Origin of the sequence: Actinoplanes sp. CA-142083, from assembly GCF_050942195.1 — a bacterium.
GTDB lineage: Bacteria > Actinomycetota > Actinomycetes > Mycobacteriales > Micromonosporaceae > Actinoplanes.
Genome location: NZ_CP192076.1, coordinates 6,208,873 through 6,221,117 on the forward strand (window position 1 = coordinate 6,208,873; position 12,245 = coordinate 6,221,117).

The 12,245-nt window shown below is 74.0% G+C and carries 11 protein-coding genes; 5 read left to right on the forward strand and 6 right to left on the reverse strand.

Annotated features, from left to right (window positions below):
• Positions 1-3 precede the first annotated feature (3 nt).
• The 4 genes from ACQPZX_RS28505 to ACQPZX_RS28520 form a co-directional block, all read right to left on the reverse strand.
• The gene (locus tag ACQPZX_RS28505; protein ID WP_433361454.1) at positions 4-1,071 is read right to left on the reverse strand and encodes a histidine kinase dimerization/phospho-acceptor domain-containing protein; all 1,068 of its coding nucleotides are present in this window, start codon (positions 1,069-1,071) and stop codon (positions 4-6) included.
• 68 nt (positions 1,072-1,139) lie between these two features.
• Entirely contained in the window at positions 1,140-2,393 is a 1,254-nt protein-coding gene (locus ACQPZX_RS28510; protein ID WP_433361457.1) for an RNA polymerase sigma factor, read from the reverse strand.
• The gene (locus ACQPZX_RS28515; RefSeq protein ID WP_433361460.1) at positions 2,371-2,790 is read right to left on the reverse strand and encodes a YciI family protein; all 420 of its coding nucleotides are present in this window, start codon (positions 2,788-2,790) and stop codon (positions 2,371-2,373) included. Before ACQPZX_RS28515 ends, ACQPZX_RS28510 begins: the two co-directional genes overlap by 23 nt.
• A 95-nt stretch (positions 2,791-2,885) precedes the next feature.
• Entirely contained in the window at positions 2,886-3,887 is a 1,002-nt protein-coding gene (locus tag ACQPZX_RS28520) for an acetyl-CoA C-acyltransferase (RefSeq protein WP_433361463.1), read from the reverse strand.
• A gap of 89 nt (positions 3,888-3,976) precedes the next feature.
• Between ACQPZX_RS28520 and ACQPZX_RS28525 the strand changes: the two genes are divergently transcribed.
• Positions 3,977-4,573, forward strand: coding sequence for a TetR/AcrR family transcriptional regulator (locus ACQPZX_RS28525; protein ID WP_433361466.1), 597 nt, complete (start codon positions 3,977-3,979; stop codon positions 4,571-4,573).
• Positions 4,570-5,829 (forward strand): alpha/beta fold hydrolase, encoded by a 1,260-nt coding sequence (locus ACQPZX_RS28530; protein ID WP_433361469.1) that lies wholly within the window; start codon positions 4,570-4,572, stop codon positions 5,827-5,829. Before ACQPZX_RS28525 ends, ACQPZX_RS28530 begins: the two co-directional genes overlap by 4 nt.
• Here ACQPZX_RS28530 and ACQPZX_RS28535 read toward each other — a convergent pair.
• On the reverse strand, positions 5,815-8,535 hold the full coding sequence (locus ACQPZX_RS28535) for an ATP-binding protein (RefSeq protein ID WP_433361472.1): 2,721 nt from the start codon (positions 8,533-8,535) through the stop codon (positions 5,815-5,817). The genes ACQPZX_RS28530 and ACQPZX_RS28535 overlap by 15 nt on opposite strands.
• 133 nt (positions 8,536-8,668) lie before the next feature.
• Between ACQPZX_RS28535 and ACQPZX_RS28540 the strand changes: the two genes are divergently transcribed.
• The 3 genes from ACQPZX_RS28540 (at position 8,669) to ACQPZX_RS28550 (ending at position 11,695) form a co-directional block, all read left to right on the forward strand.
• Positions 8,669-9,496 carry an oxidoreductase gene (locus ACQPZX_RS28540; RefSeq protein WP_433361475.1) on the forward strand — a complete coding sequence of 276 codons (828 nt, stop codon included), beginning with the start codon at positions 8,669-8,671 and terminating at the stop codon, positions 9,494-9,496.
• A 12-nt stretch (positions 9,497-9,508) separates the two neighbouring features.
• Positions 9,509-10,150 carry a TetR family transcriptional regulator gene (locus ACQPZX_RS28545; RefSeq protein WP_433361478.1) on the forward strand — a complete coding sequence of 214 codons (642 nt, stop codon included), beginning with the start codon at positions 9,509-9,511 and terminating at the stop codon, positions 10,148-10,150.
• A 132-nt stretch (positions 10,151-10,282) separates the two neighbouring features.
• Positions 10,283-11,695: an MFS transporter gene (locus tag ACQPZX_RS28550; protein ID WP_433361481.1), complete on the forward strand. Its 1,413-nt coding sequence runs from the start codon at positions 10,283-10,285 to the stop codon at positions 11,693-11,695.
• A 45-nt stretch (positions 11,696-11,740) separates the two neighbouring features.
• Here ACQPZX_RS28550 and ACQPZX_RS28555 read toward each other — a convergent pair whose 3' ends face one another.
• The gene (locus tag ACQPZX_RS28555; protein WP_433361484.1) at positions 11,741-12,238 is read right to left on the reverse strand and encodes a GNAT family N-acetyltransferase; all 498 of its coding nucleotides are present in this window, start codon (positions 12,236-12,238) and stop codon (positions 11,741-11,743) included.
• Positions 12,239-12,245 lie beyond the last annotated feature (7 nt).

A 12,245-nucleotide genomic window follows, 5' to 3' on the forward strand; every position in this document is an offset into this window, starting at 1 on the left:
AAGCTAGGGCCGTCCCCCAAACGAGGGACGATCCGGATCTCGCCGGGCCGGCAGCAGCAGATCCTCCACCAGCAGGCCCATCCGGGCCGCCTCGTCCTCGATCCGCCGCACCAGCCGGGCCACGTCCTCGGCATCGGTGACGGCGCCCAGCCGGTACTGCTCGGCGGAGCCGCGAATCGTGGTCAGCGGGGCGCGTAGCTCGTCGGACGCGTCCGCCACGAACTGCCCCATCTTCGCCTCCGACGCCAGCGCCCGCGACTCGGACAGCCGCGCGGCCTCGGCCGCCTGCCGGGCCTCCTGCTCCGATGCGGCCCGCGCGGTGAACGCCGCCTCGATCTGGGCCAGCATCGCGTTCAGCGCCCGCGCCAGCCGCCCCAGCTCCGTCGCCGGCTCGGAACGCGACTCCCGGGCGTGGCCCTCCGGATCCGGCACCCGCTGACTGAGGTCACCGGCGCCGATCGCCGCGGCGGTGCGCTCGATCCGCAGCAGCGGGATCAGGCTCTGCCGCACCAGCGCCGCCCCGGCCGAGGCGAGCGCGATCAGCGCACCCAGGCCGGCCAGCACGTCCGCCCGGACCAGCTGGGTGATCGCGTCGTCGATGCCGGTCATCCGCTGCCCGACGTGCACCACCACGTCGTCACCGCGGCGGATCACCAGCATGCGCCACCTGTACGCCCCGTTGGCCGAACGCGCCGTGTACGGCCTGCCCGCGTGGGCGTCGATCGCACCGGCGCCGGACAGGAGCGCCGGCAGGTCGGCGGCGGTCAGCTGTCCGTCGGCGTGGAGCTCGCCCGCCCCGGCGACCGTGGTCAGCGCGGCCAGGTACTCCGGTGGCACGAACGCCCAGTCGGTGTGCGCGCGATCGCCGGAGGTGGCGACCTCGGCCGCGGTGCCCGCGAGCGTGCGCAGCTGGTCGTCCATCCGCGAGATCAGGTAGCGGCGCACCACGAACGCGCTGGCCAGGCTGATCAGAACGAGCGCCGCGAACACCAGGACCAGCACGGACGCGACGAGCTTGGCACGCAACGAGACGCGGCGCAGGCCCGGCAGCGGGAACAGGGAGCGGGCCATGCCCGGCATTCTTCATCGGCTCACTGCGTCCGGGCTGCGCCACGGCTGCGGGTTCCCTGAGACCTGGGTCAGCCCAGCGCCTCCGCCTTGCGCAGCAGGACCGAGCGTTCCCGCACGTTGCCGCACAGGCGGGCGGCCAGCTCCAGCTCGGCGCGGGCCTCGGTGGTGCGGCCGAGGCGGGTCAGCAGCTCGCCGCGGACGGTGGGCAGCAGGTGCGAGCCGGCCAGGCGGTCGGTGGCGACCAGGTCGTCCACAATCGCCAGCGCGGCCTGCGGCCCGGACGCCATTGCGACGGCGACGGCCCGGTTGAGCTCGACCACCGGCGACGGCGCCACCCGGCCGAGAGCCTCGTAGAGGAGCACTACCCGCTCCCAGTCGGTCTCCCCCACCGACGGCGCCGACGCGTGGCAGGCGGCGATCGCCGCCTGCAGGCCGTAGGGGCCGAGGCCGCGGCCGGCCGCCGCGGCCTGGCCCAGCGCCGCCAGGCCGCGGCGGATCGCCGAGCGGTCCCAGAGGCGGCGGTTCTGGTCCTCGAGCAGGATCGGCTCGCCGCCGGGGCCGGTGCGGGCGGGGAAGCGGGCCGCGGTCAGCTCGAAGAGCGCCAGCAGCCCGTGGGTCTCCGGCTCGCCGGGCAGCAGCGCGACGAGCATGCGGGCCAGGCGGATGGCCTCGCGCGCGAGGTCCACCCGCAGCAGCTGGTCACCGGCCGTCGCGGTCGAGCCCTCGGTGAAGATCACGTAGAGGACGCTGAGCACGCCGCCGAGACGCTGCGGGCGGTCCCCGGCCGGCGGGAGCTCGAACGGCACGCCGGCCGCCGCGATCGTCTTCTTGGCGCGGGTGACCCGGGCCTGGACGGTCGGCACCGGCGCCAGGAACGCGCGGGCGATCTCCTCGCTGGTGAGGCCGCCGACCGCGCGCAGCGTGAGCGCGACCCGGGCCTCGGGCGAGAGCACCGGGTGGCAGGACACGAACATCAGCGCGAGGATGTCGTCGTCGATCCGGTCCGGGTCCCAGTCGAGCTCCTCCGACTCCGGCAGGTGCTGGGCCAGCGTCGCGTACCGCTCGCCGAGCGCCGACCGGCGGCGGAAGCTGTCGATCGCGCGCCGCCGGGCGGTGGACAGCAGCCAGCCCACCGGGTCGGCCGGCTCGCCGTCGCGCGCCCAGGCGACCAGCGCCTCGGCCAGGGCCTCCTGGGCGACGTCCTCGGCGAGCGCGAAGTCCTTGGTGTAGCGGGCCAGCGCGCTGACGATGCGGGCGGACTCCATCCGCCAGACCGCACCGACAGCGCGCCGGGCCTGCTCAGAGCTGACCGGTGCGCTCACGCCAGGCCTTCTCGTTCTGGATCCACTTGTTGTCCTGCGGGAACTCCTCGATGCCGGGCACCCGGCGGATCTCGGTCTTGCTGCCGGGGAAGGCGGGCATCCGCTTCGCCCACTCGACCGCCTCCTCCTTGGTGGCGACGTCGAGGATGTAGAAGCCGCCGAACAGCTCCTTGGTCTCCCCGTACGGCCCGTCGGTGACCACCGGCGTCTCGCCGGAGTAGTCGACCACCACGCCCTGCGCCGCGTCGTCGAGGCCCTCGGCCGCGACCAGCACGCCCGCCCGGATCAGCTCGTCGTTGAAGCGGCCCATGGTCTCCAGGACCTCGTCGAACGACGTCTCGGCCATCTTGGCCATGGTCTCGTCCGAGCCGCGCATGATCAGCATGTACTTGGCCATCGTGATATCTCCCTGTCAGGTCCGGTCGCCTTCCGACCTTCTCACCCCAAGGTCGAACGGCCCCGCACCGGATCGACACGACACCCAAAAAGATTTCAGAGTCTTTCCACGATCAAGGACATCGCCTGGCCGGACGGGGTCCCCACGGCCGCCAGCCCGAGCGCGAGGTCGTTGCTGATCAGCCCGTTGAGCAGCGTGGTGACGATCCGGGCGCCGGTCATCCCGGCCGCGTGGCCGAGCGCGAGCGCGCCGCCGTGCACGTTGAGCCGGGCGACGTCGATGCGCAGGCTCCGGTGCGCGGCGATGGTCTCGGCCGCCGACGCCTCGTCGATCTCCCACAGGTCGACCTCACCCGCGCACAGCCCGGCCTGGAACAGCGCCCGCCGGACGCACTCGACGACGGCCGGGGCGACCGCGGTGGCGACCACCCGGGCGAGCGGCGTCAGCCCGAGCTCCCGGGCGTAGACGTCGCTGAGGATGACCGTCGCCGCCGCACCGTCGGCCGCGACGCCGGCGTCGCGGTCGACGACGCGCCCGCTCGGCAGCCGCACCGGCACGATCTCGCGGAGGTAGAAGCCGGCCGTCGTCGCCTGCTCGGCCAGCAGGCGGCTGCGCAGGAGCCAATCGTCCTGCTCCTGCCGGCTGATCCGGTGCCGGGCGGCGGCGTGCTCGGCCGCCGCCCGGCGGGCGTCGTCGTGCTCGCGGGTGCGGCCGCCGGCGCAGCGGGCGCCGGCGAGCCCGCCCCGGCGCGAGGACCGCGGGGTGCCTGAGTCGGTCCCGGCGCTGATGTACGCGTCGCCCTCCCCGGCCCGGATCGCGTGCACCGCCATCCGCGCGGTCTGCATCGACGACGCGGCGAACCCGCTGACCAGCGCGGTGGGCCCGCCGCCGAGCCCGAGCCGGGCGGCGACCCGCACGGCCGTGTCGGGGCGGGCGTAGGCGCTGCCCACGTACAGGTCGTCGGTGCAGGCCGGCTCCAGCGCCGGCACCCGGTCGAGCGCCGCGCGGACCACCGAGGACAGCACGTCGGCCGGGCCGAGCCCGCGCAGCGACCCGATCGGCGAGCGCGCCGCCGCCACGATCACCGCTTCCCGCATCGACCCTCCACACTCCACCCATTACTAAGCGGTTGCTTAGCCACTGAGCGCTTGCTTAGCAAAGCGGCGCCGCGAGATCATGTCAAGCCATGAGCGACCTCTGGGAAACCGTCGAGTCGCCGACCCAGCGGCGGCTGCTCACGGCCGGCGTCGAGGCGTTCGGCGAGCGCGGCTTCCACGGCACCAGCACCCGCGACATCGCGGCCCGCGCCGGGCTCAGCCCGGCCGCCCTCTACGTGCACTACCGCACCAAGGAGCTGCTGCTCTTCGACATCAGCCGGATCGGACAGGCCGAGGCCCTCGCCGCGCTGGAGCGGGCGGTCGCGCCGGTCACCGAGCCGGTCGAGCGGATCCGGACGATGGTCGCGCATTTCGCCGAGTGGCACGCCCGCAACCATGCCCTGGCCCGGGTCATCCACCACGAGCTGCCGGCGCTCACCCCGGAGCACCGCGCCGAGTCCGCGGTCACCCGCCGCCGCATCGAGAAGATCTTCCGCGACGCCGTGGCGGCGGGGGTGACGGAGAAGACCTTCCACGTCGCCGACGTGGCCGACGCGGCCCTCGCGCTGCTCTCGCTCACGATCGACATCTGCCGGTGGTGGGGTCAGGGGCGCCCGCGCTCCGCCAGAAAGCTGGCCGAGCACTACGCGGAGCTCGCCGTCGGCATGTTAGAAAGCAAAGAATGATCGCGCATCCCGGAATCCGCTTCGCCGACCACACCGTCACCGTGCCGCTCGACCACGCCCGGCCGGGAAGCGGCACGATCGAGGTCTTCGCGCGGGAGGTGGTGGCGGCCGACCGGGCCGGCGACGACCTGCCGTGGCTGGTCTTCTTCCAGGGTAGCCCGGGCGGCAAGTCGCCGCGGCCGGCGCGGGCCGAGAGCTGGATCGGGCACGCCGTGAAGACACACCGGGTGCTGCTGCTCGACCAGCGCGGCACCGGGCGCAGCACGCCGATCACCGCGCGCACGATCGGCGGCCGCACCGACCGGGAGCTGGCCGATTACCTCAAGCTGTTCCGCGCCGACAGCATCGTGGCCGACGCCGAGATCCTGCGGGAGCGGGTCACCGGCGGCACGAAGTGGGACACCCTCGGGCAGTCCTACGGCGGCTTCGTCACGATGGCGTACCTCTCCCAGGCCCCGCGTGGCCTGCGCAACTGCTTCGTCACCGGCGGCCTGCCCGGCCTGGCCGCGACCGCCGACGACATCTACGCCCGCACTTATCCGCGGGTCGCGGGCAAAAACGCCGAGTTCTACCGGGCCTTTCCCGAGGACGCGGCCGCCGTGCGCCGGATAGCCGACCACCTGACGGCCGGCGACGTGCGGCTGCCCGACGGCGACCGGCTCACCGCCGAGCGGTTCCGGGTGCTCGGCAACGCGTTCGGCATGAGCTACGGGTACGCCCAGGTGCACTGGATCCTCGACGAGACGTGGCACGGCGACCAGCTCTCGGACACCTTCCTCCACCAGGTCATGGCGCACACCGGCTTCATCGACCAGCCGCTGTTCGCGCTGCAGGAGTACTGCTACGGCCAGGCGAACGGCCCGACCGGCTGGGCCGCCGAGCGCGCCCTCGGGCAGCACCCGGCCTTCGCCGCCGATGCCGACCCGCTGCTGTTCACCGGCGAGATGATGTATCCCTGGATGTTCGAGCAGATCGCCGCGCTGCGCCCGTTCGCCGGCGCCGCCAACCTGCTCGCCGAGGCCGAGGACTGGCCGGTGCTCTACGACCGCCGCCGGCTGTCCGCCAACGAGGTGCCGGTCCTCGCGGCCGTCTACGCCGATGACATGTACGTCGACGCGGGCCTCTCGCTGGAGACGGCCGCGGCCGTGGGCAACGTGCGGGCCTGGGTCACCAACGAGCACGAGCACGACGGCCTGCGCACCTCGGGCGAGGCCGTGCTGGGTCATCTCATGGACATGGCGTCAGGCATGCGCTGACGGAAGCACCCCGGCGAGGTCACGGCGGCTGCTCACGCCCAGCTTGGTGAAGACCTTGCGCAGGTGCCATTCGACGGTGCGGCTGCTGAGGAACAGCTCGGCGCCGATCTGCGTGTTGGACAGGCCGTCGCGGGCCCGCCGGGCGATCTGCCGTTCCTGGGCGGTCAGGTCGGCGCCCGCGGCCATCGGCCGGGCTCGCACGGTCTCACCGGTCGCCGCGAGGGCACGGCGGGCGCGTTCGGCGAAGGCTTCGGACCCGAAACCCACATACATCTCGTACGCCTGACGTAGCTGGACAACCGCATCGCCGGGGCGGCCGCGGTGACACAGCCATTCGCCGTACAGCAAATGCGCCCGCGCCAGAGCGAAAGCCGCGCCACAGCGCCCCAGCCGGACGACGGCCTCGCGGAAATGGTCCTCGGCATCGTCGCTGACCAGGGCCCGTGAGCACGCTTCGACGCCCAGCGCCCAGTCGGTCCCACCGGGCCGGGTGCGCTCGACCAGCCGCTGCGGCGCACGCTCGGCCGCCGGCAGGTCCCCGCTGCGCGCGGCCGCCTCGACCAGCTCGGGCAGCGCCCAGTTCACGAACCCGGTCTCCCGGGCGGAACCGCTCGTCGCCCGCTCGGCCGCGACCTTGGCGGCGGCGTGATCGCCCCGCCCGTTGTGCAGCACCGCCGCGCACATCTGCACCAGGGTCAGCACCGCCCCCTCGCGGCGCTCGGCCTCGTCGGCGGTGACCTGGTCGATGAGCCGCAGCGCCTGCGCTTCGTCGCCCCGGTAAGTGGCGACGGCCAGCGCGGGATAGGCGGGACGGTCGTACCCGGTAGCCGCGTCGACCGCCTCGATCTCCTCCACCAGCGCGCCCGCCTGGTCCAGCTCGCCCGCGTACAGGTGCAACGCGATGCGGTGGGACGCGAGATACGACAGGCGGGCGAGCGCGCCGGCCGCCCGCACCAGGCCCAGATAGCGAGCGATGAGCTCCCGCCACGCCTCCTGGTCCCACGCCGTGTACGCCAGGTGCCCCACCGGGTAGAGCCAGTGCATCGCCTCGGCGAGGGTCTGCTCGTCGTGCCGGATGCGGTCGAGGGCCACCCGCACCAGCGGGATGCCGGTCGCGAACCCCTCGGTGAACAGCGTCGCGAGCGCGTCGAGCAGCAGATCCGTCCCGCGCGGGTCGGAAGCCGGCGCCGCCTGGCGGGCCGCGGCCGCGATCTCGGCGAGGGTGTCGCCGCCGAAGCGCCCGGCGAAGATGGCGGCGGCGAACGCGTCGAGGTAGACCTCGCGGGCGCCGCCGGGATCGAGCCGTTCGAGCCGGCGGCCCGCGTCGAGCAGCATCGCCGGCGCGTCGGCCCGGCGCGCGTCGGAGAAGGCCATCTGCCCGCGCAGCAGCCCGATCCGGACGCCGCGCCGCTCGTCGGCGGGCCCGGCGTCGGCGAGGGCCAGCAGCCGGGACGCCTCGGTCGGCGAGCCGGCCTGGTACAACGCCCGGGCGGCGGTCAGCTCCCGCTCGGCCCGCCGGCCCGGGTCGTCGCTCAGCTCGGCGGCCCGGCGCAGGAAGGCCGCCGCGGCCGCCAGCCCGCCCCGGGCCTGCGCCCGGCCGGCCGAGGCCTCCAGCTCGGCGGCCACCGTCTCGTCGGCGTCCTCGGCGGCGTGCGCCCGGTGCCAGGCCCGGCGGTCCGGGTCGGCGGCCGGGTCGGTCACCTCGGCGAGGGCGGCGTGCACCCGGCGCCGGTCGGCGGGCGTCGCCGCGCCGTAGACGGCCGAGCGCACCAGCGGGTGCCGGAACACCGCCCGGACCCCGATGGTCAGCAGCCCGCCCTCTTCGGCGGCGCGGGCGGCCTCGCTGCCGAGCCCGAGGCCGGCGGCGGCGCGCCACAGCACGATCGAGTCGCCGGCCGGATGCGCCGCGGCCAGCAGCATCAGCAGCCGCGCGTCGGCCGGCAGCGCCTCGGCCCGGCGCCGGAAGCTGTCCTCGATGCGCCCGGGCAGGGGCCTCGGCAGGCCGAACCCGCCGGCCAGGGTGGCCGGGGCGAGCGGCAGCTCCACCAGCGCGAGGGGGTTGCCGCGGGCCTCGGCGAGGATCGCCTCGCGGGCGTCGTTGTCCAGCGGCCAGCGCAGCACCGAGGCGAGCAGCTTGCGGGCGTCCGCCCCGGGCAGGCCGCCGACGGTCAGCGCGGGCAGGCTGCGCAGCGCGAGCACCTCGTCGCCGGCCGGCTCCCGGATCGCGAAGAGCATCAGGACCGAGTCGTTGAGCAGCCGGCGGGCGACGAAGGCGAGGGTCCGCACCGACTCCCGGTCGAGCCACTGGGCGTCGTCGATCAGGCAGACCAGCGGCCGGGTGGCGGCGGCCTCGGACAGCAGCGTGAGCACCGAGAGCCCCAGCAGGAATGCGTCCGGCGGGGGACCCTCCTGGAAGCCGAACGTGACGCGCAGGGCGTCGCGCTGCGGGGCCGGCAGCCGGTCGTCGTGCGCCATCAGCGGGGCGCAGAGCTGGTGCAAGGCCGCGAACGGCAGCTCCATCTCCGACTCGATCCCCACGGCCCGCACGACGCGGCAACCGCCGGCCGCCCCGGCCAGCTCGTCGAGCAGCGCCGACTTGCCGATGCCGGCCTCGCCGAGCAGCACGAGCGCGGCGCTCGCGCCCTGGCGGGCCTCGTCGAGGTGGCGCCTCAGCTCCGCCTGCTCCCGGCTCCGCCCCTGCAACACCGGCCCATCGTCGCTGATCGCGCACGCAAACGTCGCGGTTCGTGATCCGCGTCGCAGACGCTGGCTAAAGGTCCAGTGGCCTCTTATCGTGGAGCCATAAGGTTCCACTGGCCTCTTAACTGAGGAGAGACTGATGAACAAGGTCTGGCTCATCACCGGCACCTCCCGCGGCCTCGGCCGGCAGATCGCCGAGTCGGTTCTGGCCGCCGGCGACCGGGTCGTCGCCACGGCACGCCGCCCCGAGCAGCTCAAGGACCTGGCCGACGCGTATGGCGACCGGGTGCGCACCGTCGCCCTCGACGTCACCGACCCGGCCGCCGCCCAAGCCGCGGTCGCCGCCGCGGTGGACGCGTTCGGCCGGCTCGACGTGCTGGTCAACAACGCCGGGTACGCCGACGTCACCGCCATCGAGGACATGCCCGCCGACGAGTTCCGGGCGCAGATCGACGCGAACTTCTTCGGCGTCGTCAACGTCACCCGGGCCGCGCTGCCGGTCATGCGGGCGCAGGGCGGCGGCCGCATCATCCAGGTCTCGTCGGTCGGCGGCCGGGTCGGCGGGCCGGGCCTCGGCGCCTACCAGTCGGCCAAGTGGGCCGTCGGCGGCTTCTCCGAGGTGCTGGCCAAGGAGGTCGCGCCGCTCGGCATCAAGGTGACCGTCGCCGAGCCGGGCGGCATGCGCACCGACTGGGCCGGCTCGTCGATGAGCGAGCACCCGGTCAGCGAGGCCTACCGCCCGGTCATCGAGCCCGCCGTGGCCCGGCTGCGTGCCGCCGACGGCAACCAGCCCGGCGACCCGGCCCGCATCGCCCAGGTCCTCATCGACCTGGCCGAGCACCCCGAGCCGCCCGTGCACCTGCTGCTCGGCGCCGACGCGGTGGCCGTCGCGGCGGCGCAGGCGCAGAGCCTCGCCGCCTCCGACGCGGCGTGGCGCACGGTCAGCGAGTCGGTCAGCTACCAGTAGTCTGCGCATGTCATGACCGACTTCCAGCGCGCCCGCAGCCCCGAGCAGCGCGAGGCCCGGCGCCGCGCCATCCTCGGCGTGGCGGCGGACCTGCTGGGCGAGATGCCGCTGAGCGAGATCAGCCTGCGCGAGCTGGCCCGCCGGGTCGGGCTGTCGAAGACCAACGTGGTCCGCTACTTCGAGACCCGCGAAGCCGTCTTCTTCGCCCTGCTCAACCAGGGCATCGAGGACTGGCTGGCCGAGCTGCCCGCCGAGCTCCCGGCGGGCGACCCGGCGGCGGTGCCCGGCGCGCTCGCCCGGTCCCTCGCCGCCCGCCCGCTGCTGTGCGAGCTGTGGAGCTCGCTCGGCACCGAGCTGGAACGCAACATCTCCGCCGAAGCGGTCCGCGACTTCAAGCTCGCCAACTCGGCCCTGCAAGCCCGGCTGGCCGGCCTGCTCACCGAGCGGGTCCCGGCCCTGGCCGGCCCGGCCGCCCGCGAGTTCGTGGCACTGACCATCCTGCTGCTCGCCGGGCTCTGGCCGTTCGCCAACCCGGCCCCCGCGGTCGCCGAGGCGGTCACCGACCCCCGGCTCGCGCACTCCCGCGTGGACTTCGCGGCCCGGCTCGGCCGGTCCCTCGAGGTCGCACTCGCCGGACTACTGGCCCTGAGTTAGGTGTGACCGCCCCCACCGGGCGGTCCTCCCAGGGCAATCCCACGTGTGGCACACGGGCTCGGCCACGCCCGGACGAAGGCAATCGTCGATCACGTCCCCGCACCCGCATGCCCGACGAAAGAAGACACCGGCATGGACACCGCACCACCCCGCCGCATCGCGCTCGCGCTGATCCTCGGCTCCCAGCTGATGATGACGCTCGACACGTCGATCATCACCACCGCGCTGCCGAAGGTGCAGCAGCAGTTCGACTTCTCCCAGGGCGCGCTGTCCTGGGTGCAGAACGCCTACGTGCTCGCCTTCGGCGGCCTGCTGCTGCTCGGCGCCCGCGCCGGTGACCTGCTCGGGCGCCGGCGCGTCTTCGTCGCCGGCATCGCGCTGTTCACCGTCGCGTCGCTGGCCGCCGGCCTCGCCCCCACCGGCCCGTTCCTGATCGCCGCCCGCGCGGTGCAGGGCGTGGCGGCCTCGCTAGCCGTGCCGTCCACCTTGGCGCTGCTGGTCTCCGGCTCCCGCGACGCGGCCGACCGGGCCCGGCTGATCGCCCTGTACAGCGGCGTGATCGGCGCGGGCGGCAGCGTCGGCATCGTGATCGGCGGCTTCTTCACCGACCTGCTCTCCTGGCGGTGGGGCCTGCTCGTCAACGTCCCGATCGGCATCGTCATCGCGCTGCTCGCGCCGCGCTTCCTGGCCGAGACCGAGCGCAGCACCGGCAGCTTCGACCTGGGTGGCGCGCTGACCTCCACGCTCGGCATGACCGGGCTCGTCTACGGGTTCATCCAGGCCGCCGAGAAGGGCTGGACCTCGGTTTCCACCGTGATCCCGCTGGCCCTCGGCGTCGCGCTGCTGATCGCCTTCGTCCTCATCGAGCGCGTGGTGGCCCAGCCGATCACCCCGTTGCGCCTGTTCGCCAGCGTCGAGCGCTCCGGGGCGTACGCGGGACGGATTTTGATCGTCGGCGGGAACTTCGCCGTGTTCTATTTCCTCAGCCAGTACCTCCAGGAGGTGCTGCACCTGAGCGCCCTCGCGACCGGTTTCGCGTTCGTCCCGGTCACCGGCATGTTCTTCGCGATGGTGTACGCCGTGCGGCCGCTGCTGAGCCGCTTCGGCCGCCCGGCCCTGCTGGTCGCGTCACTGGCCGTGGCCCTGGCCGGCACCTGGTGGCTGTCGCGGATCTCGACCGGCTCGTCGTACTTCCCCGACGTGCTGCTGCCGCTGCTGGTGATCGGCGTCGGGCAGGGCATCGCGATCATCCTGATGACCAACGGCGGCGTCGCCGGGGTCGAGCCCCGCGACGCCGGCGCCGCCTCCGGCCTGGTCAACGTGGCCCATCAGGTGGGTGCGTCGCTCGGCGTCGCGATTCTGACCATCGCGTACGCCCACGGCGCAGTCCACGGTCGCGTGGCCGGCTTCCATGCCGCGTTCACCGGCGCCTACGTCTTCTTCATCGCCGCCCTGGCCCTCGGCATCGCCGTCGCCTTCGCCACCCGGCGCCGCCGCGTCCCCACCCCGGCGGCCATCCCGGTCGACCTGGCCCCGGTCGACTGAGGCTCGCACTCCGCCGATCGCCAGACCGTGACGATCCCTCGCTGATCATCGGCGCTGGCCGGGCGCCAGGTCGCGGCGATACCAGGTGCCCGGCTTGCCGCCGGGTTGCGCCGGGCCGTCCGGGACGAACCCGGCTTTGGCGAGCACCCTCCGGGAAGCCGCGTTCTCGAAGGCGGCAGCCGCCCGCAGGATGCGCAACCCATGCTCGGCCGCCGCCAGCTCGCACAGCTCCCGGACGGCCGCGGTCGCCACGCCGCGGCCGGTGACATGCTGCGCGACGCGGTAGCCAAGGTTCGCCGAGTGGTCCGCGATGTCGAACAGATTGAACCTGCCCAGTACCGAGCCGTCCTCGGCGACGAGCACATAGAAGGCGCAAACGCCGGCCTCCTGCTCGGCCAGCAAGGCGTTGTAGCGCTCGGTGAACTGCTCGAAATAGTCGTCGCCGCGGTCGGAGATCGAGGCGGCGAAATAGGCGCGGTTCGCCAGCTCGAAAGCCAGCACCGCCGGGGCATGACCGGCGTCCAGCCGTTTCAGCTCGGGCATTCACCCG